Below are 23,685 nucleotides of genomic sequence, written 5' to 3' on the forward strand. Positions count from 1 at the left end.
GCGATCACAGTGGAGGGGGATGTCATAGAGTGCGGCCACTGATCTCTGGGGTCAGGGATGGGGGAACCGGCAGGTGTTCTTGTCTCGGAGTGGGTCCGACTCGCCATCGTTCTTACGCGGCCGTACAGCCCTTCTGCTCCTGCTCGTCGTCGTCGGGGGCAGCCCGTGGGCGCAGCGCCCGGTCCGGGACTTCTACATCGAGAAGTTCTACATGGAGCTCTCCGGCGACGAGACCCTGCGCACGCTCACCGAAGCGGCACTCGTCCCCGGCTGGGAGTACTCCCTCGACCGGTACGGCAGCGTGACCTTCCTGGTCATCGACAACGTCTGCGTCGTGGTGCTGCTCGCGGGGCTCGCCCTCTTCGCATCGCGACTGCTGCGCCACCGGGCGGGCTGGATCCGCTGTCTGGCCGTGGGTGTGCTGGCGAGCGAGGTCGAGGCCCTGCTGCGGGTAGGCCTGCTCGACGCCTTCATCCCGGACGCGGAGATGTCACCGGCCGGAACCCTGCTGAAGGACCTCACGCTCTCGGCACTCGTCTTCGGCCTGGCGGTCGGCGCTCTGCTCGCGCTGCTGACCGCAGGGCCACTCACCACCCGCGTCCCGAGGTCCGTCACCGCCCCGAGATCCGTCGCCGCCCCGAGGACGTCACCGGCCAGGAGGAGAAAGGGAGGGCTCGGCATGACGACCCCACAGGTCCGCATGCCGGTCGGGAGCACACCGGGTGATGTCACCCGCTATCTGTGCACCGCGGCCTACGTGGACGAACGCTTCGCCGACCGGGTGGTGGAAGAGGTTCTGGCCGACGAGGCCAGTGCCGTGGCACCCTCCCCCGATGTCGACCTGGTGTCTGTGGCACGCCACTGCCTGACGGCACAGGAACTGCGTCACGGGCGCGACCTGCGCCTGGCGGGGGCGTTCGCCGTCGTGGCGGTGCTCGCACCACTGTGGCTGCTGTACGTCGCGTTGCTCCTGTCGACCACTCGGCGCCCCGGCGCCCGGCTGAGCCTGGCCACCCGCGGCCACCACCAGCCCGGCAGCAGGGCGCTGGTGTCCGGCGCCGTCACGGCCGGGGTGGTGGTACTGCTCGCCTTCTACTTCGCCTCCCTGGTCTCGTCGCTGCCGGTGCCGGGCTTCTTCGGCTGGCTGCTCGGCTCCTATCTGGGCGGGGTGCCGGCCGTCCTGGCGTCGATCGGGGTGGTGGTGTTCGCCCACGTGACGGTCCTGGACCACGACCGGGACATCGACCAGCTGCTGCGCACCACCATGACCCGTGACACGTTCGCCCTGCAGCCCCGCCCCACCGTCCCGCGGCGGAAATGGATGGCCGAGCGGCTCGCGGCCGTCCGGCAGGCCCAGGTCGGCAACGTCACGGTGTACAGCGGGTACACCCCGTTCGTCGGCTACTCGGAGACCAGCTCCAAGTGGTCGCTCTCGGTGCCGCTCCTGCCCGCCGACGACCGGGCCGGCCTGACCGCACGCCCCACCGAGCCGGAGCCCTTCACGGTCGCCGAACTCGTCGACCACGTCCGCGCACGACTGCGCGCGGTCGCCGAGCGCGGCGTCACCGACGGGGCGGCGAAAGCCGGCGAGGAGACGGAACCCGGCGAGGAGGCGCTCGGGTCGCTCGTCATCGAGGACCGAGTCTTCGCGAACGGCACGACCATCGGTGACGACGAGCGGTTCATCGAGGCGGAGCGCAGCATCACCCCGACCGTCCGGCTGTCCCCCGAAGAGGTCGAGCAGATCATGCTGCGTCCGACCGGGACCGTCCGCCACTATCTGGCGGTGCACGTCCCGATGTGGGGCGGGGACGTGGTGCCGAGCGTGTTCCTGCACTTCTCGACCGCGGGCAGAACACTGCACCTGCACTGCGACAACCACGTGCTCGGCCCGGTGGCCGCGGACTACCACGTCGTGGACCGCCTGCGCGGCCCGCTCGGCCCCGACGGCAGGCGTGGCCTGCTGCTGGCTTCCCTCGCCCGCACCGGCGGCGCCTTCTTCGCCGCGCCGTACCGGGCACTGCGCCACGCTCGCTTCGAGACCCGGCACACCCGGCGCATGGTGGACGAGCTGAAGGCCATGGAGCAGGACCCGGTCTTCGACTACGGCGCCCGGGTGAGCATCAGGGAGATGGCGCTGAGCCCCGACTACCACAACTACTTCCAGGTCGTGGACTCCAGCCGCGTCGTCTCCCTCGTGGAACGCCACACCCTCGCCGCCATCCGGGAGTTCCTCGACGCGCACGGCTACGACATCACCGATTTCCGCACCCAGCAGCAGACGATCCTCAACCAGGGACTCATCCAGCAGGGCGGGACGAGCATCATCGGCAACCAGGCGATCGGCGCGGGCGCGACCGCCACCCAGAACATCCCGCAGCAGTCCGGCGCCTCCGCCCTCAGCGCCGCCGGCGGCTCCGACAAGTAGGCGGCTCCGACAAGTAGGCGGCTCCGACAAGTAGGGGACTCTCATGCGAAACGACGACGGGCGCCAGGGCCCTCCCGTCAACAAGGGCGTCATGATCAGCGGCGGCACCCAGTACGTGGGCAACCAGGCCGTGGGAGACGGCGCCCAGGCTTCCTCCGGCGCCGTCTCCTTCCAGACGCAGGACCCGGAGCAGGCCGCTCGCACCGCCCGGCTCCTGGCCGTCGTCGAGGGGTTGCTGGAGGAGCACCGCACCGCGCTCGCCGACCCCGACGCCACCAGCAGGGAACTGCGCCGGCTGCGCGAGGAACTCCAGGAGGAGGAGCCGGAGCCGACCGTCCTGCGGCGCGCCCTGCACCGGCTGAACGAGTTCGTCCAGCCGGTGGCCCCGCTCGTCGTCGCGGTCGGACAGCTCGCGCAGTCGGTGCAGGGCCTGCCGGGGGTCTGAACCGGCCGTGCGGTACGACGACGGCCGTCCGGACGGGCCCGGCGCAGGCCGTCCGGCCCAATCCGCCCTGCGGCCGTCGGCGACGCTGTGGCACGGTGCTGGGAGGCGAGCGGGAAGGGCACGCACGTGGGTGATCTCTTTCTCGTCCGGCACGGGGAGACCGAGTGGTCGCGGTCCGGTCGGCACACGGGCTCGACGGACGTGCCGCTCACCGAGCACGGCCGGGACGAGGCGCGGCGGCTGGTCCCGCTGATCCGTTCCCATCGGATCGGGGCCGCCTTCGTCAGCCCCATGCGGCGGGCGCGGGAGACGGCGGAGCTGATCGGGCTGCACGACGTGCGCGTCGACGTCGATCTGCGGGAGTGGGACTACGGCGGGTACGAGGGGGTCACGACCGTCGAGATCCAGCGGGAGCGGCCGGAGTGGTTCCTGTTCCGGGACGGGGTCGCGCCGGGTCCGCCCGACCGTCCCGGGGAGAACCCCGAGCAGGTCGGTCGGCGCGCCGACCGCATGCTGGGCAAGGTGGACGCGGCGCTCGCCCAGACCGAGGGGGCCGTGGTGCTCGTGGCGCACGGGCACTTCCTGCGGGTGCTCACGGCCCGGCGGCTCGGGCTGCCGGCAGCGGACGGGGCGCTGTTCCAGCTGGCGACGGGAACGGTGTGCCGGCTGAGCACGGAGCACGGGCGGCCGGTGATCGCCGGGTGGAATGTCAGACCCGGGTCGTAGCCTTCCCAGCAGATGGGGCGTGTGCCTGCCCGGCAGGGGCCGGAGCAGTCGGGACCACGCCCACGTCGACGCCCACACCCGCGTCGACGCCCACCCGGGGAGGAGCACGCCGTGACCCGACCGCCGACCGCCGCCCAGCGGCGTGTCATCGACGCCGCCGACCCGGTCACGGGACGGCTCAGGGGTACGCAGGCGCAGCTCGCGGCGCTGGTGAAACGAGGGCTCGCCTTCCGGCACCCGCGGCCGCCGCACGATCACTTTCTGACACCGGCCGGGCATCGGATACGGGAAGCGGAGCCGACGGCGCCCGCGCAGGCCGAGACTCCCGCGGCCCGTGGGGTGTTCGCGGCCCGGATCGGCGGCGAGGAGGACCCGCCGAGGAGCGGACCGGCCCGGGTCCGCGAAGTGCACAGTGCCTGGCAGGGGCTGCTGGAGCTGCGCCGGATGACCAACCCGGACGGGGCGACGGACCGGCCGTGCGGATGGGAGCGTACACATCTGGTGCAGGCCGCCGCGCTCGCTCTGGAGGCCGCCGGGCACCGTGCGGCCGGGCCGGACGCCGAGGAGGGGTACCGGGTGCGGGCCACCCCTCAGCCGGAGGCGGTCGCCGTGCACGAGCCGGACGGCGCGCGGCTGCGGGCCTGCGCCGCCACACTTGAGGGGGCGGGGTGGCAGGTCGGCGAGCACACCGAACCTCGTACAAGAGCGCGATATCTGCTGGCATCCCCACGCCGGGCATGACGGGCATGCCAAGATCGGTGCACAGGGCATCGAAGGCGAGAAGAGGAAGCAGTGAGCGAGCCGTTTTCCGTCCGGGTCACCGTCCGCGGCTACGAGACGGATGTGCAGGGGCACCTCAACCAGAGCGTGTACATCAACTATGCGGAGCACGCCCGCTGGTCGTTGCTCCAGGCCGCGGGCATCAGCCAGGCGGGCCTGATAGGCAAGGGCGTCGGCCCCGTCGCGCTGGAGACGACGATCCGCTACAAGCGGGAGCTCCTCGCCGGTGACGAGGTCGACGTGACCTGCGCCTTCGAGTGGTCGGGCGGCAAGACGTTCCGGATCGAGCAGATCGTTCGCAAGACGGACGGCACGGTGGCGGCCGAGCTCACGGCGGTCGGTGGCCTGCTGGACCTCAAGGAGCGCAGGATGGTCGCCAACCCGCAGGACTACTTCAAGGAACTGGCCACGGACCCGAGCTTGTTCGGGCTCTAGTCACACCGACTCCGGTGCGCCTCCTACCAACTCGCGTTCCAGGGAGGGACGTTGATCGCGGCTGGGGGCCTCTGGTGCCGGTGACGGCCTTGTTGAGGAAGCGTCAGAACTGAGCACAACCATTCGCATACCCGGTGGGTCACACCATGTAGGAGCAACCACCTCCAATGGAGACCAGGGGGAAATATGCGATACGCGCGTTCTGTCCTGTCCGCTGCCGCGTTGGCGGCCCTGACGGTGGGCACCACGGCCGCCCTCACGGCGCCCGCCTCCGCCGCGCCCAACACCACCCCGCAGAAGGTCTGCGGGAGCAGCTACAAGACGGTGAACTCGGCGGCCGTCGGCTCGCTGGGCACCATCTACCTGACGTACAACGCGTCCAACGGCAAGAACTGCGTGGCCACCATCCGCAACAACCCGGGCACCGCCCTGGACATGTCGGCGTGGATCTACGTGTCCGACACCGAGGAGTACGACGAGGACTACGGGCAGTACACGTCGTACGCCGGACCGACCTACGTCTACGGCAAGGCGCACTGCGTGGACTGGGGCGGTCACATCAAGAACGTGTACGTGCAGGTGACGGGCTCCAACTGCGGCGCCCTCAAGGAGAACCGGGTGACCTTCACCCGGTGACCCGGTGACCCGGTGACCCGGTGACCCGGTCACGGGGACATCGCTCGCCCCGGCGGACTCCCGAAGTTCCGCCGGGGCGAGTTCGTTTCTCAGTCGGCGCCGCTGCTGGGCCGCCGTATGCCTGGCGCTCAGCAGCCCCGCGTGACAGGGCTGAACACCCGGTGCTCCCACGTGATCAGGCGGAGCTGTTCAGCGAACCTCATGGTGTGGCGGGGGCCCGGGTCGTCGTCCCGGTGATCTCCTCTCCCGCCTCCATCGGGTGGGTCACGTCCTGGGCGTCCCGGACGCCCCTGCCGAGGTGGTTGAAGACCAGGTTGAGCAGGACCGCCGCCACACAGCCCGTCGAGATGCCGGAGTCGAGGACGATCCGCGCGGTCTCCGGGAAGGCGTGGTAGAACTCCGGCGCCGTGATCGGGACGATGCCTACGGCGAGCGAGACGGCGACGATCAGGACGTTGTTGTCCTTGTCGAGGCCGGCCCGGACGAGGGTCTGGATGCCGCTCGCGGCGACCGATCCGAAGAGGACGACGCCCGCGCCGCCGAGTACCGGGCGCGGTACGACCGCGATGAGGGAGGCCGCCATCGGGCACAGGCCCATCAGCACCAGGAAGCCGCCGCCGACGGCGACGACGTACCGGCTGCGGATCTTCGTCATCGCGACCAGGCCGATGTTCTGCGCGAACGCGCTGCACATGAAGCCGTTGAACAGCGGGCTGATCGCCGAGCCGAGGGTGTCGGCGCGCAGGCCGGCCGCGATGGTCTTCTCGTCGGCCGGGCGGTCGACGATCTCGCCCAGCGCCAGCATGTCGGCCGTCGACTCGGTCATCGACACCACCATCACCACGCACAGCGAGACGATCGCGGCGAGCTGGAACTGCGGGGCGCCGAAGTGGAACGGGGTCGGGAAGCCGATGACGTCCGCGTCCGCGACGGGTGCGAAGTCCGTGACGCCGAACGGGATCGCGATCAGCGTCCCCGCGACCAGGCCGAGCAGCACCGCGATCTGCTTGACGAAGCCCGTGGTGAAGCGGCGCAGGAGCAGCACTATGAGCAGGGTTCCGGCCGCCAGTCCCAGGTTCGTCGCCGAACCGTAGTCGTGGGCCGCGGGGTCGGGTCCCTGTGCCCAGCCGAAGGCGACCGGCAGCAGGGAGATGCCGATCAGCGTGATGACCGTGCCGGTGACCACGGGCGGGAAGAAGCGGACCGCCTTGCTGAAGAAGGGGGCGGCGAGGAAGCCGAGGAGGCCGGCGACGATGACCGCGCCGAAGATGACCGGCAGGGCGTCGGACTTGTCCTCGGTGGAGGCGACGATCGCGGTCATGGGGGCGACGCCGGCGAAGGTGACGCCGTTGACGAACGGCAGCCGGGCGCCGATCTTCCAGATGCCGAGGGTCTGGAGGAAGGTGGCGAGTCCCGCGGTGAACAGGCAGGCACCGGTGAGGAAGGTCAGGTCGGTGGCGCTCAGCCCGATGGCGGCGCCGACGATCAGGGGTGGGGCGACGACTCCCGCGTACATGGCGGCCACGTGCTGCAGGCCGGTGGTCGCCATTTTCAGGGCGGGGAGTTTCTCGTCGACGGGGTGAACGGGGTGGGCGGACACAGCGGCTCTCCTCCGGTCGGTTACACGGCGTCTCTGACGTGGGTTTCAGGGAGGTGGTGCGCGGTCGTGCGGGACCGGGGGACGGGCCCGTTCCGGGGGCGAAACGGAGACCGTTCCGGGGCGCACGCGTTCACGCGCGCCCCGGAGACGGCCGCCATGGACCCCGCTCGGGTCCACGGCCACCGGTCGGGAGCCGTCCCTCCCGACCGGAGATCTTCAACTGATCAGGCCTGCGTCAGGCCTGCGCCGCGATCCTCGCCAGACGCTGCGCCTGCTCCCGCGTCGAGCGGGCGATGGCGTCCTCGTCGGCCGTGAGCAACCGCCCGTTCTCGACGATCTGCCGGCCGTTGACGAACGACGCCGTGACCGGGGCGGCCGCGCCGAAGACCAGGGCGGTCACCGGGTCGGCGATGGAGGCGTGGGCGAGAGTGTCCAGCTTCCACAGCACGAGGTCGGCCAGCTTGCCCGGCTCCAGCGAGCCGATCTCGGCGGACCGGCCGAGGACCTGGGCGCCGCCGTACGTGCCGAGGCGCAGCGCCTGCCGGGCGTTCAGGGCGGCCTCGCGGTGGGCGCCGAGACGGTTGATGAGGAGCGCGTTGCGCAGTTCGGTGTGCAGTTCGCCGGACTCGTTGGAGGCGGTGCCGTCGACGCCGAGGCCGACCGGGACGCCGGCCGCGAGCATGTCGGGGACGCGGGCGATGCCGGCGGCGAGGCGGGCGTTGGACGACGGGCAGTGCGCGACGCCGGTCTTCGTGCGGGCGAAGGCGGCGATGTCGGAGTCGTTCATGTGGACGCAGTGCGCCATCCACACGTCCTCGCCGAGCCAGCCGGTGGACTCGAAGTAGTCGGTCGGGCCCATGCCGAACAGCTCGTGGCAGAACTTCTCCTCCTCCACGGTCTCCGAGCCGTGGGTGTGCATGCGCACGCCGAGACGGCGGGCGAGCTCGGCGCCCTGCCTGAGCAGCTCGGTGGAGATGGAGAAGGGGGAGCAGGGGGCGACGGCGACCTGGGTCATCGCGTCGAAGGAGGCGTCGTGGTGCTGCTTGACGGTCTCCTCGGTCCCGGCCAGCGCGCCTTCAAGGGTCTCGACGGCGAAGTCCGGCGGCAGCCCGCCGTCCTTCTCGCTGCGGTCCATGGAGCCGCGGGCCAGGGTGAAGCGGACGCCCATGTCGCGGGCGGCGCCGATGATGGCGCCGGAGAGGTCGCCGGAGCCCTGCGGGTACACGTAGTGGTGGTCCATGGCGGTGGTGACGCCACCGCGGGCCATCATCGCGAGCGAGCCCTGCGCGGCCGAGCGCACCATCTGCTCGTCGATGCGCGCCCAGGTCGGGTAGAGGGCGACGAGCCAGTTGAAGAGGTTGTGGTCCGTGGCCAGACCCCGGGTGATCCACTGGTAGAAGTGGTGGTGGGTGTTGACCAGGCCGGGGGTGACCAGGTGCCCGGTGGCGTCGACCCGGCGTACGACGTTCTCCAGGCCCTCGGGGGCCTTGCCCGCGCCGAGCGACTCGATGCGGTTGTCGGCGATGACGACGTACCCCGTCGCGTACTCGGTGTCCTGCGCGTCGACGGTGGCGATCGAACAGTTCTCGATGACGATGCGCTGGGCTGCTGCCATGGTTCGCCCCTTTTTCACGGGTGTTGTGCTGATCGGAGAGGGCACGGCAGGACCCCGGGAGTTTGAGTGCCGTGACCGGGGAGCCGGGTCCGCGGGGAGGCGGGTTCCCCGGTCACGGGTGCCGAAAGGGGATGGATCAGAGGTTGGTGAGGTCCATCGGGATCTTCGCCTCGCAGCCGTCCCGCAGGATGGTGGCCTCGATCAGGCCGTAGGGGCGGTCGGCGGCGAAGTACACCTCGTTGTCGTTCTTCAGCCCGAAGGGCTCCAGGTCGACGAGGAAGTGGTGCTTGTTCGGCAGCGAGAAGCGGACCTCGTCGATCTCGCTGCGGTTGTTGATGATGCGCGAACCCATTTGGTACAGGGTCTGCTGGAGGGAGAGCGAGTAGGTCTCGGCGAAGGCCTGGAGCATGTGCTTCCTGGTCTGCTCGTAGGACTTCTCCCAGTTGGGCATCCGCTGCTCGTCGTCGGTCCAGTTGAACCGCCAGCGGCCGGAGACCTGGGTGGCCAGGATGCGGTCGTACGCCTCCTTCAGCGTCGTGTACTTGTCCTTGACGTAACCCCAGAATTCGGAGTTCGTCGAGTTCATCACGACGAGGTCCTTCAGGCCGGAGACGACCTCCCACTTCTCACCGTCGTAGGTGATCTGCGTGAGCCTCGTCTCCTGGCCCTTGCGGACGAAGGAGTGCTTGACCTCGTCGGCGCCGATGAACTGCGAGTTGGCGTCGGAGGCCTCGATCCGCTCCCAGGCGTACTCCTCGATGCGGATCCGGGCGATCTTGATCGGCTCCTGGCTGGTGACGAAGTGCCGGGCCAGGTGGATGCCGAACTGCTCGGCCGACTCGATGCCGTATTCCTTGGCGAACGCGTACACCGTGTTCTTGGTGGTGTCGGTCGGCAGGACGTTGGCGTTCGAGCCGGAGTAGTGGACCTCGTCCATGTCGCCGGAGAGGGCGACGGAGACGTTCAGGTCCTTGATGTGGTGGGTGGCGCCGTCCCGCGTGATCTTTACGACTCGGTTCTCGGCCTTGCCGTACTGGTTCTGTCCCAGGATCGTGGGCATGTCTGCTAGCTCCCTCGGTAAACGGAGTAGCCGAACGGGTTGAGCAGCAGCGGTACGTGGTAGTGCTCCCCGGGCTCGACGGCGAAGGTGATCGCCACCTCGGGGAAGAACACGGCACCGCTGTCCCGATTCGCGGGGGCGTCCTGCTGCGCATCGGCTTGCTTCTTCTCGAAATACGGCTCGACGGCGAAGTCGAGCCGTACGTGTGTGGTCCCCGCCGGCAGCGCCGGGAGGTCCTTGCACCGCCCGTCCGCGTCGGTCGCGGAGCCGCCGAGCGTCCGCCAGTCGGCGTCCCGGCCCGACCGGGCGGAGAGCTGGACGGCGACGGCCTCGGCGGGGCGGCCGACGCTGGTGTCCAGGATGTGCGTGGACACGGAGGCGGTGGTGCTGGTGCTCATGGTCAGGCGTCCTCTTCAGACTTCTTCGACGAGTCGGGCGAGCCGGATACGGTTGATCTTGCCCAGCTCGGTGCGGACGATCTCCCGCTCCTGCTCCGGCGAGTTGCCGATCCGCTCCTTGACCGCGTCGCGCATCTGCTCGCCGGTCCGGCCGGTGGCGCAGATCAGGAAGACATGCCCGAACCTGTCCTGGTAGGCCAGGTTGAGTTCGAGCAGCTCCGCCTTGAGCTCCTCGGAGGCGCCGGCCATGCCGCGCTGCTCGCGGGCCGAGGTCGGGTCGCCCGGCTTGGGGCGGCCGATCGGCGGGTGCCCGGCCATCGCCTCCTGGAGGTCCTCGGCGGTCAGCTCGGCCATGGCGGCGGCACTGGCCTCGTAGAGGTCGTCGACGGTGGCGTAGGGGCGGGCGGCGAGCAGCCCCTTCACCCATGCCGTGGAGGCGCACGCCTCGTGGAGAGCGGCGAACGCCGCGTGCTCCTCCAGGGCGTTGAACCGGGTCAGGCCCGGGGGCGTGGAATTCGACGTCACGGGAGCCTCCGTGGCCGCGCAGGGCCTTCGTACTGAACGGGCGTGCCGATAGCTAACGCCCTACGACGACGAGACGTCAACACTTTGTTGAAAATTCGCGGTGACGAAACCGGGCGGGCCTTCCACTGGGCCGCCTCAGGCGTTCTTGTCCCGGTTCAGGTAGTTGTAGACCGTGAAGCGGCTCACCCCGAGCGCGCTCGCCACGGTCTCCACGCCGTGCCGCACGGAGAAGGCGCCCCGCGCCTCCAGTATCCGTACGACCTCCTGCTTGGCCTTGCGGTCCAGGTCGGCCAGCGGTCGGCCCTTCCTGCGCTCCATGGCGGCCAAGATGTGATCCAGGGAGTCGGCGAGCTGGGGCAGGCGTACGGCGACGACGTCGGCGCCCGCCCAGGAGAGCACGACATCCTCGGGGCCCGCCTCGTCCGGCGGGAGTATCTCGCCGCCCATGGCGTCGACCAGCGGCTTCACGGCCGCGATGAAGGGCTCGTCCCCGGCGCCGGTCACTCCTCGCCCTCCTCGACCACGTTGAGCTGGAGGGAGATCCGGGTGGCACCGGCCTCCAGGCTCCTGCGCAGCAGGGCGTCCACGGCGGTGAGCACGGTGTCGGCACCGCCCTCCGCCGTGTTGCCGAACGGACCGACGTCGACCGCGTCGAGGGCGGCCCCCTCGATGACCTCGCGGGCCGCCAGCGCGTGCGCGGGCGCCTCGTCGAGGTCGAAGGGCTCGGTCGTGAACTCCACTCTCAATCGCACGCGGTCAACCTAACGCGCGGTACGGCCTTCCGCCGAGCCCTCTTGACAAGCTGGGACACGCAACGGCAATCTTCCAATACGCAGAAACTAACTTCCGCAATACGGAATCTCGACACGGAAGGGAGCGCCGGCGATGGGATTCGCAGAGCAGCGCTTCAACGTCAACCTGTCGATCCTCTTCACGGAACTCCCGCTCCTGGAGCGTCCCGCGGCCGCCGCCGCGGCCGGCTTCACCGCGGTCGAGCTGTGGTGGCCCTGGGTCGACTCCCCCACCCCCGAGCAGTCCGAGCTCGACGCCCTGAGGGCGGCCATCCAGGACGCGGGCGTCCAGCTCACCGGGCTGAACTTCTACGCCGGTCAGCTGCCCGGCCCCGACCGCGGCGCCCTGTCGGTCCCGGGCGAGGAGTCGGAGAGGTTCCGCGCCAACATCGACGTGGTGGCGGACTTCGCCCAGTCTCTTGGCTGCAAGGCGCTCAACGCCCTGTACGGCAACCGCGTCGAGGGCGTGGACCCGGCCGAGCAGGACGCGCTAGCGCTGGAGAACCTGGCCCTCGCGGCCCGGGCGGCCGACCGCATCGGCGCGATCCTGCTGATCGAGACGCTGAACAAGCCGGAGTCGCCGCTCTACCCGCTGGTGAGCGCCCCGGCCGGCGTCGGCATCGTCGACAAGGTCAACGAGGCGACGGGGCTGGGCAACGCGAAGTTCCTCATGGACCTGTACCACCTGTCCATGAACGGCGAGAACCTGCCGGCGGTGATCGAGCAGTACGCCGCGAAGACCGGCCATGTGCAGATCGCCGACAACCCGGGGCGCGGCGCGCCCGGCACGGGGGCGCTGCCACTGGAGGAGCTGCTCGATCAGCTGACCAAGGCGGGTTACGAGGGCTGGGTCGGCCTTGAGTACAAGCCGGGTGACCGTCCGAGCGCGGAGGCGTTCGGCTGGCTGCCGGTGGAGCAGCGCGCCGCCCGCTGAGGGCACCGCCTCTGGCGGGCTGCCGCCCCCAGACCCCCGCTTCGGCCCTTCGGGCCTCGTCCGCAAACGCCGGACGGGCTGGATGGTGCCGGCCGGCATCCATTCGTTTACGCACCACAGCAGTTCAGAGAGGTACCCCATCATGAGCAACCTCCCCAAGATCGCCTGGATAGGCCTCGGCATCATGGGCTCCCCCATGTCCGAGAACCTGATCAAGGCGGGCTACCAGGTCACCGGCTTCACGCTGGAGCAGGACAAGCTGGACCGCCTGACAGCCGCCGGCGGTACGGCCGCCGCCTCGATCGCCGAGGCCGTACGGGACGCCGACGTCGTCATCACGATGGTGCCGGCCTCCCCGCAGGTCGAGGCCATCTCCTACGGCCCCGACGGCATCCTGGAGAACGCGAGGCCCGGCGCGCTGCTGATCGACATGTCCTCGATCACCCCGCAGACCTCGGTCGACCTGGCGAAGGCGGCCGAGGACAAGGGCATCCGCGTGCTGGACGCCCCCGTGTCCGGCGGTGAGGCCGGTGCCATCGAGGCCGTACTGTCGATCATGGTCGGAGGCGAGCAGGCCGACTTCGACGCCGCGAAGCCGATCCTCGAGGCGCTCGGCAAGACGATCGTGCTGTGCGGTCCGCACGGCTCGGGTCAGACCGTGAAGGCGGCCAACCAGCTGATCGTCGCCGTGAACATCCAGGCGTGCGCCGAGGCCGTGGTCTTCCTGGAGAAGTCCGGCGTGGACCTGACGGCCGCGCTGGACGTCCTCAACGGCGGTCTGGCCGGCTCGACCGTGCTGACGCGGAAGAAGGACAACTTCCTGAACCGCGACTTCAAGCCCGGCTTCCGCATCGACCTCCACCACAAGGACATGGGCATCGTCACCGACGCCGCCCGCAACGTCGGCGCCGCCCTGCCCGTCGGCGCCGTGGTCGCCCAGCTGGTCGCGTCCCTGCGTACGCAGGGCGACGGCGGCCTGGACCACTCGGCCCTGCTGCGGGCCGTGGAGCGCCTCTCCGGCGCCCAGATCTGACCCACCCCGAGACTTCCGGGCGGCGCCCCCGCCGACACCTGTCCTGTCGCGCCCAGGCGGGGGCGCCGCCCGGAATCAACCGCTGCAAACAACTTCAACAAACTGTTGACGTTCAGATTCTCCCACTTCTAGGCTCCATCAAGCGGAAATTGTTTTCCGCTGCCACCAGCACGGAAGTGCCACCGCACGGAAGGTCCACGATGTCGAAGCGCGTGCTCACGACCGAGGCCGGCGCACCGGTCGCCGACAACCAGAACTCCGCCTCCGCCGGCGTCGGCGGCCCGCTCCTCCTCCAGGACCAGCACCTGCTGGAGAAGCTGGCGCGCTTCAACCGCGAGCGGATCCCGGAGCGCGTGGTGCACGCCCGGGGCTCCGGCGCGTACGGCCACTTCGAGGTGACCGACGACGTCACCGGGTTCACCCACGCCGACTTCCTGAGCGCGGTGGGCAAGCGGACCGAGGTGTTCCTGCGCTTCTCGACCGTGGCCGACAGCCTGGGCGGTGCGGACGCGGTGCGCGACCCGCGCGGTTTCGCGGTCAAGTTCTACACGGCGGAGGGCAATTACGACCTCGTCGGCAACAACACCCCGGTGTTCTTCATCAAGGACCCGATCAAGTTCCCCGACTTCATCCACTCGCAGAAGCGCGACCCGTTCACCGGCCGCCAGGAGCCGGACAACGTCTGGGACTTCTGGGCGCACGCCCCCGAGGCCACGCACCAGGTGACCTGGCTGATGGGCGACCGCGGCATCCCGGCGTCGTACCGCCACATGAACGGCTACGGCTCGCACACCTACCAGTGGACGAACGCCGACGGCGAGGCCTTCTTCGTCAAGTACCACTTCAAGACCAACCAGGGCATCCGCTGCCTGAGCGCCGAGCAGGGCGCCGAACTCGCGGGCAAGGACGCCAACTCCCACCAGACGGACCTGCTCCAGGCCATCGAGCGGGGCGTGCACCCGTCCTGGACGCTCTACGTCCAGCTCATGCCGGCCGCCGAGGCCGCGGACTACCGCTTCAACCCGTTCGACCTCACCAAGGTCTGGCCGCACAAGGACTACCCGCTGCAGCGCGTGGGCCGACTGGTCCTCGACCGCAACCCGGACAACGTCTTCGCCGAGGTCGAGCAGGCCGCGTTCTCCCCGAACAACTTCGTCCCCGGCATCGGCCCCTCCCCCGACAAGATGCTCCAGGGCCGTCTGTTCGCCTACGCGGACGCGCACCGCTACCGCCTGGGCGTCAACCACACCCAGCTGGCCGTCAACGCCCCCAAGGCGACCGTGGCCGCCAATTACGGCCGGGACGGTCTCATGGCGACCAACTCCCAGGGCCGCGGGGCGAAGAACTACGAGCCGAACTCCTACGACGGCCCGGTGGAGACCGGCCGCCCGCTGGCGGCACCGCTGGCCGTGACCGGCCACACGGGCACCCACGAGGCCCCTCTGCACACCAAGGACGACGACTTCTTCCAGGCGGGCGAGCTGTACCGCCTCATGTCCGCCGAGGAGAAGTCCCGCCTGATCGCGAACATCGCCGGCGGCCTGTCCCAGGTCTCCCGCGACGACTTGATCGAGAAGAACCTGGCCCACTTCCACGCCGCCGACCCGGAGTACGGCAAGCGCGTGGAGGAGGCGGTCCGCGCCCTGCGCGAGGACTGAACTCCCGGACTGCGTCCGTCTCCTGACGGGAGGTCATGAGCCGGACGCACCGCCCGCGCCGCACCGCCGATCGACCCGGATGAGGGGTGGTCGACCGGCAACGGGGCGCGGGCAACGTGAGGACCGCGGCGGCGTGCGAGCCAGTGCGGTGGTGAAGGTCCGGGCCTCCTTCTCGACCAGAGGGAAGGAGTTCCGGTTCCGTCGCTGCCGCCGCGGTCCCGAGCCTCTCCCAGACCCCGTCCGGCGGCGCGAACGTCCTGTCGCGCCCAGCCTCGCACCGTCGGACGGCCACAACCGCATACCTCACCGGCTGAAGAGCGCCGGGTACGGACGGTCCCGTACCCGGCGCTCTTCGGCGTCCCCCTTCGGCGAGCACGGCATCGAGGCGGCACGGCGCCGGCGCTGACGCGCTGACGCGCTGACTTCAGCCCGGCCGACGGTCTCCCCGAGTCCCACGGGCGTACGCCACCGGCCGTACGCCGGCTACGCAACCCTCAAATCAACCTCTGAACACACGCCGGGAGGCTTCAACCGCCCCCGGTGCAGGGCACATTGTTCTCACACGAGGCCCGCCGACACGGGGGCGGCGGGCCTCGACGGGGGAGCACGATCCACGGGGGAGCACCGAAAAGGGGCGGTCCGGCCTTTCGGCCGGACCGCCCCTTCTGTGTCCGGGCGGATGGGAGCGGGCGCGTCAGACCTTCAGGGTCTTGATGGACGTGGGCGCGTGCTCCGGCTCCGTCGCGAGCTCCTCGAACTCGACGACGTTGCTGATGTCGTTGGTGGTCGACATGGAGATGTTGGTGACCCGCTCCAGGATCGCCTCGACGACGACCGGCACCTGGTGCTCGGCGGCGAGCTTCTTGGCCTGCTCCAGGGCCGCGCCGAGCTCCGCCGGGTCGGTCACCCGGATCGCCTTGCAGCCGAGGCCCTCGGCGACCTTGACGTGGTCGACGCCGTAGACGCCGAGCTCGGGCGAGTTGATGTTCTCGAACTCCAGCTTGACCTGGAAGTCGATGTCGAACGCCCGCTGCGCCTGGCGGATCAGGCCCAGGTAGGAGTTGTTGACGAGGACATGGACGTACGGGATCTTGTGCTGTGCGCCGACGGCCAGTTCCTCGATCATGAACTGGAAGTCGTAGTCGCCGGACAGCGCGACGACCTGCGCCTCCGGGTCCGCCTTGGCGACGCCCAGGGCGGCCGGGATGGTCCAGCCGAGCGGGCCCGCCTGGCCGCAGTTGATCCAGTGCCGCGGCTTGAAGACGTGCAGCATCTGGGCACCGGCGATCTGCGACAGGCCGATCGTCGACACGTAGCGGGTCTCCGGGCCGAAGGCCTTGTTCATCTCCTCGTAGACACGCTGCGGCTTGATCGGGATGTCGTCGAAGTGCGTACGGCGCTGGAGGGTCGCCTTGCGCTCCTGCGCGGACGCGGCCCACGCCGAGCGGTCGGGCAGTTTGCCGGCCGCCTTCAACTCGCGCGCGACTTCGACGAAGAGCTCCAGCGCCGCCTTCGCGTCGGACGCGATGCCGTAGTCCGGGGCGAAGATCTTGCCGATCTGGGTGGGCTCGATGTCGACGTGGACGAACTTGCGGCCGGCCGTGTAGACGTCGAGCTTGCCGGTGTGGCGGTTGGCCCAGCGGTTGCCGATGCCGAGGACGAAGTCGGACTCCAGGAAGGTCGCGTTGCCGTAGCGGTGCGAGGTCTGCAGGCCGACCATGCCGGCGTTCAGCTCGTGGTCGTCGGGCAGCAGGCCCCAGCCCATCAGGGTCGGGACGACCGGGGTGCCGGTCAGCTCGGCGAACTCGACGAGGAGTTCGGCGGCGTCGGCGTTGATGACACCGCCGCCCGCGACGATCAGCGGACGCTCCGACTCGTTGAGGAGCGCGACGGCCTTCTCGATCTGAGCGCGGGTCGCGGCCGGCTTGTACGCCTGCAGCGGCTCGTACGTCTCCGGGTCGAACTCGATCTCGGTCAGCTGGACGTCGATCGGCAGGTCGATGAGGACGGGGCCGGGACGCCCGGAGCGCATCAGATGGAAGGCCTGCTGGAAGACACCGGGGACCTGCGCCGCTTCGAGGACCGTGACGGCCATTTTCGTGACCGGCTTGGCGATCGAGGCGATGTCGACGGCCTGGAAGTCCTCTTTGTGGATCACGGCGGTCGGCGCCTGGCCGGTGATGCACAGGATCGGGATGGAGTCGCCGATCGCGGAGTACAGGCCGGTGATCATGTCGGTGCCGGCCGGGCCGGACGTGCCGATGCAGACGCCGATGTTGCCCGGGTGGGTCCTCGTGTAGCCCTCGGCCATGTGCGAGGCGCCCTCCACATGGCGGGCGAGGGTGTGGTTGATACCCCCGGAGGCCTTGAGGGCCGCGTAGAAGGGGTTGATCGCCGCGCCCGGCACGCCGAACGCGTTGCTGACGCCCTCGCGCTTGAGGATCTCGACTGCCGCTCGGGCAGCGGTCATACGAGCCATTGAGTACTCCTGCTTCGGCTGTCGGATTCGCACTCCCGTCGCGCCCCGCGGTGAGCAATTCCGTGACGATGTCGGTTCCGCACTGCTTTCCGCATTGCGGAAACACTTTTCTACTATCTGGAAGCAATGTAGGTGGGCCGGTGAAGACCGTCAAGGGGCGGACAACCGGGCGCCCCCTGGAGGACGATGGGAGCGCCGTCCCGATACGAGCTCGTCCTGGAGTGGGCCATGTCCGAGAGCGTTTCGCTGCGCTGCCCGGCCTGCCGTCGGGAGCATCTCTACGCGGCCCCCGTCTACCCCTGCGCCTGCGGTACGCCCGTCGCCCCGACGCTCGACCCGCGCGGCGTCGCGACGACCGTCGTCCACCGGTCCTGGGACGACGAGTGGGTCCCCGTGCACTGCACCGCATGCGGCCGCGAGAACGAGTGGCCCAGCCCGGAACTGGGGTGCCCTTGCGGGGTGCTGCTGCGTGTGGGCGTGGCGGAGACGGGGCGGAGCGGGGGCGGAGACGGGGGCACGGGCAGAGACGGGGACGGAGAGGCGAGTGCGGAGGTGGACGCGCAGGCCGGCGCGGAGACCGCGAACGTGAGCGGGGCGCCCGTCACGGGCCCGGAAGCGGACCGGGGCAGAGACGTGAACGCGTCCTCCGAGCCGAACGTGGACACGCCCCCGGAGCCGACCCCGGGCCCGAGCGCGGTCACCAACGCCGCAGAGCCCACCCCGCCCCCTACCCCCCGTCGCCCCTTCCAGCCCATCACCATCCGCACCGCACGCGACGCCGTCACGGCCGCAGCCGTCTATCTGCGCTGGCTCGGCTACCGGGACATCCGGCGTGCCGACCAGCGGCCGCCGACCGGCATCGGGATCGCCGCGCACGGGCTGCTCGCGCAGGTCGACCCGACCGTGGCGCCGGCCTCTCTGCGTGACGTGGAGTGTCTGTGGCTGACCGCGATGACGGAGTCCGTGGACTGCGTGTACTTCTCCCTCGCCGGGTACGCCCCCGACGCCCGCGCCCGCGCCGACTCGCTGGGCGTCCCATTGTTCGTGCTGGACCTTACGGGCACGCCCCAGCCGGTCAACAGCCTCGCCGACGATCTGGACGCGGAGGGCGCCAGGTAATCCGCTCGCGCCGGGGAGCACCGCCGACGGACACTCGGCCCATGCGCATCCGCCCCGCCATGACCCACGAGCTCCCGGTGCTCCAGAACATCGAGCGTGCCGCGGGGACCGCCTTCCGTGACCTCGGAATGGCGGCCGTGGCCGACGACGATCCGCCCGCACTCGACGTCCTGGACGGCTACCTCCGGGCCGACCGTGCCTGGGTGGCCTGCGACGCCGAGGGACGGCCGGTCGGCTATCTGATCTGCGAGCCCGTCGACGGCGCCCTGCACATCGAGCAGGTCTCGGTGCACCCGGACGCCGCCCGCCGGGGCGTGGGCCGCGCCCTCCTCGCGTACGCCGCGGACCGCGCACGCGAGGCAAACCTGGCCGCCCTCACCCTGACCACGTTCACCGAGGTCCCGTGGAACGCGCCGTACTACTCCCGTCTGGGTTTCCACACGCTGGACGAGGCCGAGCTCACCCCGGGGCTGCGCGGGATCCGCGCCCACGAGGCGGAGCTCGGCCTCGACCGCTGGCCGCGCGTGTGCATGCGCCGCGACGAGCCGGGACCGGCCAGCGGCCAGGCCGGGGACCGGGCCGGCGGCTAGGTCGAGGCGGTCCCGTACTTCTCCCGCAGCTCCACCTTCCGCACCTTCCCGGACACCGTCATCGGGAAGGAGCCGAGGATCTGCAACCGGCTGGGGATCTTGTAGTGCGCCAACTGCCCGTCACAGAAGGCCCGTAGCTCCTCCAGCGTCAGCGGATCGGCCGCGTCGCGCGGGATGACGCAGGCCAGCACCTCCTCGCCGTACCGCTCGTGCGGGACGCCGACGACCTGGACGTCCGCGATCTTCGGGTGGCCGTACAGGAACTCCTCGATCTCGCGGGGGTAGATGTTCTCACCGCCTCGGATGATCATGTCCTTGATGCGGCCGACGATCTCGACGTAGCCGTCCTCGCGCATCGTCGCGAGGTCACCGGTGTGCATCCAGCGCCCGGCGTCGACGGCCTCGGCGGTCTTCGCGGGCTCGTTCCAGTAGCCGAGCATCACGCTGTAGCCGCGGGTGCACAGCTCGCCGGCGGTGCCCCGCGGCTGGGTCACACCGGTGGCCGGGTCGACGATCTTCACCTCGATGTGCGGCAGGACGCGGCCGACCGTGCCGGTGCGGTGTTCGAGGTCGTCGTCCCGCCGGGTCTGGAGGGACACCGGGGACGTCTCGGTCATGCCGTAGCAGATGGAGACCTCCGCCATGTGCATCTCGGCGACGACCCGCTTCATCACCTCCACCGGGCAGGGCGAGCCCGCCATGATGCCGGTGCGGAGGGTGGAGAGGTCGTACGACGCGAAGTCGGGGAGGTTCAGCTCCGCGATGAACATGGTCGGGACGCCGTACAGGGACGTGCAGTGCTCCTGCTGGACCGCCTCCAGCGTGGCCTTCGGGTCGAAGGACGGCGCCGGGATCACGATGCAGGCGCCGTGCGAGGTGGCGGCCAGGTTGCCCATGACCATGCCGAAGCAGTGGTAGAAGGGCACGGGGACGCAGACCCGGTCCTGCTCGCTGTAGGCGATCAACTCTCCCACGAAGTAGCCGTTGTTGAGGATGTTGTGGTGGGAGAGGGTCGCCCCCTTGGGGAAGCCCGTCGTGCCCGACGTGTACTGGATGTTGATGGGGTCGTCGCAGGACAGGTCCTCGAACGGCGTCGGCGTCGCCCGCGCGAGCAGCGCCTCCCAGCTGGGGTCACCGAAGTACACGGTCTCCCGCAGCTGCGGGCACTTGCCGCGCACCTGCTCGACCATGGCCCGGTAGTCGCTCGTCTTGTGGCTCAGCGACGCGAAGAGGAGGGAGATGCCGGCCTGGTTGAGGACGTACTCGACCTCGTGGGTGCGGTAGGCCGGGTTGATGTTCACCATGATCGCGCCGATACGGGCCGTGGCGTACTGCACCAGTACCCATTCGGGGCAGTTGACCGCCCAGATGCCCACCCGGTCGCCCTTGGCGACCCCGCTCGCGAGCAGCGCGTACGCCAGCTCGTCCACGTCGGCGGCGAACCGGGCGTAGGTCCAGCGCCGTCCGGACGGTACGTCGACCAGGGCCTCCCGGTCCGGCCAGGCGGCGACGGCCCGGTCGAGGTTGGCTCCGATGGTGTCGCCGAGCAGCGGTGTGTCGCCGATCCCGTGGGTGTAGGAGTCCATCGGATTCATCGGAAGTCCTCCTCGCGGTACTCGGCGTCCGACCCGGCCGCGGTGGCCTCGCGCAGCTCGATGCGGCGGATCTTGCCGGAGACGGTCTTGGGCAGCGGCGCGAACTCCAGGCGGCGGACGCGCTTGTACGGCGCGAGGACCTCCCGCGAGTGCTCGAAGAGCACCTTGGCCGTGTCCGGCCCCGGCTCCCAGCCCTCCGCGAGCACGACGTACGCCTTCGGCACCGCGAGTCGCACCTCGTCCGGCGCGGGCACGACGGCCGCCTCGGCCACCGCCTCGTGCTCCAGCAGGGCGCTCTCCAGCTCGAACGGGCTGATCTTGTAGTCGGAGGCCTTGAAGACGTCGTCCGCGCGGCCGACGTAGGTGATGTAGCCGTCGGCGTCCCGCGAGCCGATGTCCCCGGTCCGGTAGTAGCCGCCTGCCATCGCCTCCGCCGTACGGTCGGCGTCGCCGTGGTAGCCGGTCATCACGCCTACGGGACGGGCGGACAGGTCGAGGGCGATCTCGCCCTCCTCGGCTCCCGGGGCGCCGGAGACCGGGTCGAGGAGTTCGACGCGGAAGCCGGGGCTGGGGCGGCCCATCGAGCCGGTCTTCAGGGGCTGGCCGGGGCTGTTGGAGACCTGGACGGCGGTCTCGGTCTGCCCGAAGCCGTCCCGGATGGTCACGCCCCAGGCACGCCGGACCTGCTCGATGACCTCGGGGTTCAGGGGCTCACCCGCCGCCACGACCTCGCGGGGCGGGGTGCGCAGGGCGCTCAGGTCGGCCTGGATGAGCATGCGCCAGACGGTCGGCGGGGCGCAGAACGTGGTGACGCCCGCGCGGTCCATCTCGGCCATCAGCCGGGCCGCGTCGAAGCGGGTGTAGTTGTGGATGAAGACGGTCGCCTCGGCGTTCCACGGGGCGAAGAGGTTGGACCAGGCGTGCTTGGCCCAGCCGGGCGAGGAGATGTTCAGGTGCACGTCGCCGGGCTTGAGCCCGATCCAGTACATGGTGGCCAGATGCCCGATCGGGTACGAGGTGTGGGTGTGCTCGACCAGCTTGGGGCGGGCGGTGGTGCCGGAGGTGAAGTAGAGCATCAGGGGGTCGTCGGAGGCGGTCGGCCCGTCGGGGACGAAGTCGGCGGAGGCGGCGTACGCGTCCTCGTACGTCTGCCAGCCCTCGCGTTCCCCGCCGACGCTGATCCGCGTGTACCGCCCGGGCACCTCGTCGAACTTGCCGGTGTCCTCGGCCCGGACCAGGACATGCCGGACGCGTCCGCGTTCCACCCGGTCGCGCAGGTCGGCCGGGCCGAGCAGCGGGGTGGCCGGGATGACGACGGCGCGCAGCTTCATCGCGGCGAGGGCCGTCTCCCACAGCTCGGCCTGGTTGCCGAGCATGACGAGGACGCGGTCCTCGGCACGGACGCCCCGCGCCCGCAGCCAGTTGGCCACGCGGTCGGACCGCTCGGCCATCTCGGCGAACGACAGCCGGACCTCGCTGCCGTCCTCCTCGACGATGTGCAGCGCGAGGCTGTCGTTTCCGGCCGCGATGACGTCGAACCAGTCGAGCGCCCAGTTGAACCGCTCGGGGCGGGGCCAGGCGAAGCCCTCGTAGGCGGTGGCGTAGTCCTCGCGGTGTTCGAGCAGGAAGTCCCGCGCACTGCGGAACTGCTCCGTCCCCGTGTTCATCTGTCCTCCTGGTTACCGGACCTTGCCGGGCGGCTCTGTCATCGTGTAATCCGTGACGTGGGTCTCACTACCCCCGAACGGGGGTGTGCGCTCGGGAAACAGCGGTGAAAGGGCGAGCACGTGGCAGTGGACGCGGCCGCATCGGTGGAGATGAGGGGCGCGCTGGTACGCCTGCGCCGCTCGACGGGACTGCCGGTCGCCTTCGGCGGCATGGTGGAGCCGGGGCGCCCGCGGATGCGCATCAGCGAACTGAACGGCACGGCGACCGAGTCCCTGAGCAGACTCGCGGTGACGGCCGGCAACGGCCTGGGCGGCAAGGCCGTCGCCCTCGCCCGCCCCTGCGCGGTCACGGACTACTCCGTCTCCCGGCAGATCACCCACGAGTACGACGCAGCGGTCGCCGCGGAAGGTCTGCGTTCGGTGCTGGCGATCCCGGTCGTCGTACGGCGCCGGGTGCGCGGTGTCCTGTACGGCGCCCTGCGCACGGCCCAGCCGCTCGGCGACCGCACCCTGACGGCGGCCGTGGCGGCGGCTCGGGACGTGGAGCAGGCGCTGGTGGTGCGGGAGGAGGTGCGGGGGCTGCTGGAGGCGGCCCGGCCGACGCCGTACGAAGACCGGGGTGCCGCCTGGGAGCAGGTGCGCGAGGCCCACGCGGCTCTGCGCGCCCTGGCCCCGCGGATCAGCGACCCCGCCCTGCGCACGGAACTCCTCGACGCGTGCGGCCTCCTGGCGGAGAGCCCCGCCGCGGCACCCGCCGACCCCCGCCGCGTCGTCCAACTGGCCCCCCGCGAAGTCGACGTCCTGACCTGCGTGGCCGCCGGCGCCACGAACGCGGTCGCCGCCGAGCGCCTGGGCCTGCGTGTGGAGACAGTCAAGAGCTACCTGCGGTCGGCCATGCGCAAGCTCGGCGCCCACACCCGCGGCGAGGCGGTGGTGGTGGCACGACGGGGTGGGTTGCTGCCGTAGGGGTGGGCCAGGTCGGCGGGGGTGGTCGTGACGGGCGGGGCAGGGAGCGAGGGTGCGGCGGGCAGGGGTGGCGCTGTAGCCGCGGCAAGGCGGGGGCGGCATGAACACGGCCGACAAGGTCACCGCCGCGCCCCCGACGGGCCGGGCGGGCAGCGTGGACGCGCCGGGCGGGGGCGACGCCCCGCACGCGGCACGACGGGACCGC

22 protein-coding genes are annotated in these 23,685 nt (G+C 70.5%); 12 read left to right on the plus strand and 10 right to left on the minus strand.

The features are described 5' to 3' along the window. Window positions 1–73 precede the first annotated feature (73 nt). The 6 genes from ACZ4UU_RS32515 to ACZ4UU_RS32540 all read left to right on the plus strand — a co-directional run bounded on the left by ACZ4UU_RS32515 (window position 74) and on the right by ACZ4UU_RS32540 (window position 5,450). A complete protein-coding gene (locus ACZ4UU_RS32515; RefSeq protein ID WP_471906960.1) occupies window positions 74–2,428 on the plus strand; it encodes a hypothetical protein in 2,355 nt (784 codons plus the stop codon). Window positions 2,429–2,471: 43 nt separating this feature from the next. Then, complete coding sequence (locus tag ACZ4UU_RS32520; RefSeq protein ID WP_471906961.1) at window positions 2,472–2,873, plus strand: DUF5955 family protein; 402 nt, start codon at window positions 2,472–2,474, stop codon at window positions 2,871–2,873. A gap of 126 nt (window positions 2,874–2,999) precedes the next feature. Further along, entirely contained in the window at window positions 3,000–3,599 is a 600-nt protein-coding gene (locus ACZ4UU_RS32525; protein ID WP_471906962.1) for a histidine phosphatase family protein, read from the plus strand. Window positions 3,600–3,710: 111 nt separating this feature from the next. Next, window positions 3,711–4,340, plus strand: coding sequence for a hypothetical protein (locus ACZ4UU_RS32530; RefSeq protein WP_471906963.1), 630 nt, complete (start codon window positions 3,711–3,713; stop codon window positions 4,338–4,340). A 51-nt stretch (window positions 4,341–4,391) separates the two neighbouring features. Beyond that, entirely contained in the window at window positions 4,392–4,814 is a 423-nt protein-coding gene (locus tag ACZ4UU_RS32535) for an acyl-CoA thioesterase (RefSeq protein ID WP_471906964.1), read from the plus strand. A gap of 186 nt (window positions 4,815–5,000) precedes the next feature. After that, the gene (locus tag ACZ4UU_RS32540) at window positions 5,001–5,450 is read left to right on the plus strand and encodes a spore-associated protein (RefSeq protein WP_471906965.1); all 450 of its coding nucleotides are present in this window, start codon (window positions 5,001–5,003) and stop codon (window positions 5,448–5,450) included. 199 nt (window positions 5,451–5,649) lie between these two features. On the opposite strand, the gene ACZ4UU_RS32545 is transcribed toward ACZ4UU_RS32540, so the two are convergent. The 7 genes from ACZ4UU_RS32545 to ACZ4UU_RS32575 form a co-directional block, all read right to left on the minus strand. After that, window positions 5,650–7,050: a nucleobase:cation symporter-2 family protein gene (locus ACZ4UU_RS32545; RefSeq protein WP_471906966.1), complete on the minus strand. Its 1,401-nt coding sequence runs from the start codon at window positions 7,048–7,050 to the stop codon at window positions 5,650–5,652. A 235-nt stretch (window positions 7,051–7,285) separates the two neighbouring features. Next, window positions 7,286–8,665: an 8-oxoguanine deaminase gene (locus tag ACZ4UU_RS32550; RefSeq protein WP_471906967.1), complete on the minus strand. Its 1,380-nt coding sequence runs from the start codon at window positions 8,663–8,665 to the stop codon at window positions 7,286–7,288. 136 nt (window positions 8,666–8,801) lie between these two features. Continuing rightward, entirely contained in the window at window positions 8,802–9,725 is a 924-nt protein-coding gene (gene pucL, locus ACZ4UU_RS32555; protein ID WP_471906968.1) for a factor-independent urate hydroxylase, read from the minus strand. 5 nt (window positions 9,726–9,730) lie between these two features. Next, window positions 9,731–10,123 carry a hydroxyisourate hydrolase gene (gene uraH, locus ACZ4UU_RS32560; RefSeq protein ID WP_471906969.1) on the minus strand — a complete coding sequence of 131 codons (393 nt, stop codon included), beginning with the start codon at window positions 10,121–10,123 and terminating at the stop codon, window positions 9,731–9,733. Between the two features lie 15 nt (window positions 10,124–10,138). Further along, window positions 10,139–10,648, minus strand: coding sequence for a 2-oxo-4-hydroxy-4-carboxy-5-ureidoimidazoline decarboxylase (gene uraD, locus ACZ4UU_RS32565; protein WP_471906970.1), 510 nt, complete (start codon window positions 10,646–10,648; stop codon window positions 10,139–10,141). 135 nt (window positions 10,649–10,783) lie between these two features. Beyond that, window positions 10,784–11,152, minus strand: coding sequence for a helix-turn-helix domain-containing protein (locus tag ACZ4UU_RS32570; protein WP_217207345.1), 369 nt, complete (start codon window positions 11,150–11,152; stop codon window positions 10,784–10,786). Next, window positions 11,149–11,400: a hypothetical protein gene (locus ACZ4UU_RS32575; RefSeq protein ID WP_471906971.1), complete on the minus strand. Its 252-nt coding sequence runs from the start codon at window positions 11,398–11,400 to the stop codon at window positions 11,149–11,151. The genes ACZ4UU_RS32570 and ACZ4UU_RS32575 overlap by 4 nt, the downstream gene beginning before the upstream one ends. A 133-nt stretch (window positions 11,401–11,533) precedes the next feature. Between ACZ4UU_RS32575 and ACZ4UU_RS32580 the strand changes: the two genes are divergently transcribed. From ACZ4UU_RS32580 to ACZ4UU_RS32590, 3 genes are all read left to right on the plus strand, one after another. Beyond that, window positions 11,534–12,373 (plus strand): TIM barrel protein, encoded by an 840-nt coding sequence (locus ACZ4UU_RS32580; protein ID WP_471906972.1) that lies wholly within the window; start codon window positions 11,534–11,536, stop codon window positions 12,371–12,373. Window positions 12,374–12,515: 142 nt separating this feature from the next. Then, a complete protein-coding gene (locus tag ACZ4UU_RS32585) occupies window positions 12,516–13,406 on the plus strand; it encodes a 2-hydroxy-3-oxopropionate reductase (protein WP_471906973.1) in 891 nt (296 codons plus the stop codon). A 200-nt stretch (window positions 13,407–13,606) separates the two neighbouring features. Beyond that, window positions 13,607–15,064 carry a catalase gene (locus ACZ4UU_RS32590; protein WP_471906974.1) on the plus strand — a complete coding sequence of 486 codons (1,458 nt, stop codon included), beginning with the start codon at window positions 13,607–13,609 and terminating at the stop codon, window positions 15,062–15,064. A gap of 694 nt (window positions 15,065–15,758) precedes the next feature. Here the strand turns inward: ACZ4UU_RS32590 and gcl are convergent. Next, entirely contained in the window at window positions 15,759–17,543 is a 1,785-nt protein-coding gene (gcl, locus tag ACZ4UU_RS32595) for a glyoxylate carboligase (protein ID WP_471906975.1), read from the minus strand. A gap of 228 nt (window positions 17,544–17,771) precedes the next feature. On the opposite strand from gcl, the gene ACZ4UU_RS32600 reads away from it, so the two are divergent. Both ACZ4UU_RS32600 and ACZ4UU_RS32605 read left to right on the plus strand, forming a co-directional pair. Continuing rightward, a complete protein-coding gene (locus ACZ4UU_RS32600; RefSeq protein ID WP_471906976.1) occupies window positions 17,772–18,662 on the plus strand; it encodes a hypothetical protein in 891 nt (296 codons plus the stop codon). Between the two features lie 41 nt (window positions 18,663–18,703). Next, complete coding sequence (locus ACZ4UU_RS32605) at window positions 18,704–19,252, plus strand: GNAT family N-acetyltransferase (RefSeq protein ID WP_471906977.1); 549 nt, start codon at window positions 18,704–18,706, stop codon at window positions 19,250–19,252. On the opposite strand, the gene ACZ4UU_RS32610 is transcribed toward ACZ4UU_RS32605, so the two are convergent. Both ACZ4UU_RS32610 and ACZ4UU_RS32615 read right to left on the minus strand, forming a co-directional pair. Then, window positions 19,249–20,847 (minus strand): AMP-binding protein, encoded by a 1,599-nt coding sequence (locus ACZ4UU_RS32610; protein ID WP_471906978.1) that lies wholly within the window; start codon window positions 20,845–20,847, stop codon window positions 19,249–19,251. The genes ACZ4UU_RS32605 and ACZ4UU_RS32610 overlap by 4 nt on opposite strands. Next, the gene (locus ACZ4UU_RS32615; protein WP_471906979.1) at window positions 20,844–22,514 is read right to left on the minus strand and encodes an AMP-binding protein; all 1,671 of its coding nucleotides are present in this window, start codon (window positions 22,512–22,514) and stop codon (window positions 20,844–20,846) included. The genes ACZ4UU_RS32610 and ACZ4UU_RS32615 overlap by 4 nt, the downstream gene beginning before the upstream one ends. A gap of 150 nt (window positions 22,515–22,664) precedes the next feature. Between ACZ4UU_RS32615 and ACZ4UU_RS32620 the strand changes: the two genes are divergently transcribed. Then, window positions 22,665–23,480, plus strand: coding sequence for a helix-turn-helix transcriptional regulator (locus ACZ4UU_RS32620; RefSeq protein ID WP_471907095.1), 816 nt, complete (start codon window positions 22,665–22,667; stop codon window positions 23,478–23,480). The last annotated feature ends 205 nt before the right edge of the window (window positions 23,481–23,685 follow it).

It is taken from the genome of Streptomyces sp. NPDC028907, from assembly GCF_055564995.1.

Bases quoted from the DNA above. Each gene is read 5' to 3' on its own strand.
- ACZ4UU_RS32520 (WP_471906961.1), top strand. From the start codon at position 2,472: ATGCGAAACGACGACGGGCGCCAGGGCCCTCCCGTCAACAAGGGCGTC.
- ACZ4UU_RS32540 (WP_471906965.1), top strand. From the start codon at position 5,001: ATGCGATACGCGCGTTCTGTCCTGTCCGCTGCCGCGTTGGCGGCCCTG.
- ACZ4UU_RS32550 (WP_471906967.1), bottom strand. From the start codon at position 8,665: ATGGCAGCAGCCCAGCGCATCGTCATCGAGAACTGTTCGATCGCCACC.
- pucL (WP_471906968.1), bottom strand. From the start codon at position 9,725: ATGCCCACGATCCTGGGACAGAACCAGTACGGCAAGGCCGAGAACCGA.
- uraH (WP_471906969.1), bottom strand. From the start codon at position 10,123: ATGAGCACCAGCACCACCGCCTCCGTGTCCACGCACATCCTGGACACC.
- ACZ4UU_RS32580 (WP_471906972.1), top strand. From the start codon at position 11,534: ATGGGATTCGCAGAGCAGCGCTTCAACGTCAACCTGTCGATCCTCTTC.
- ACZ4UU_RS32585 (WP_471906973.1), top strand. From the start codon at position 12,516: ATGAGCAACCTCCCCAAGATCGCCTGGATAGGCCTCGGCATCATGGGC.
- ACZ4UU_RS32590 (WP_471906974.1), top strand. From the start codon at position 13,607: ATGTCGAAGCGCGTGCTCACGACCGAGGCCGGCGCACCGGTCGCCGAC.
- gcl (WP_471906975.1), bottom strand. From the start codon at position 17,543: ATGGCTCGTATGACCGCTGCCCGAGCGGCAGTCGAGATCCTCAAGCGC.
- ACZ4UU_RS32600 (WP_471906976.1), top strand. From the start codon at position 17,772: ATGTCCGAGAGCGTTTCGCTGCGCTGCCCGGCCTGCCGTCGGGAGCAT.
- ACZ4UU_RS32605 (WP_471906977.1), top strand. From the start codon at position 18,704: ATGCGCATCCGCCCCGCCATGACCCACGAGCTCCCGGTGCTCCAGAAC.
- ACZ4UU_RS32610 (WP_471906978.1), bottom strand. From the start codon at position 20,847: ATGAATCCGATGGACTCCTACACCCACGGGATCGGCGACACACCGCTG.
- ACZ4UU_RS32615 (WP_471906979.1), bottom strand. From the start codon at position 22,514: ATGAACACGGGGACGGAGCAGTTCCGCAGTGCGCGGGACTTCCTGCTC.
- ACZ4UU_RS32620 (WP_471907095.1), top strand. From the start codon at position 22,665: ATGAGGGGCGCGCTGGTACGCCTGCGCCGCTCGACGGGACTGCCGGTC.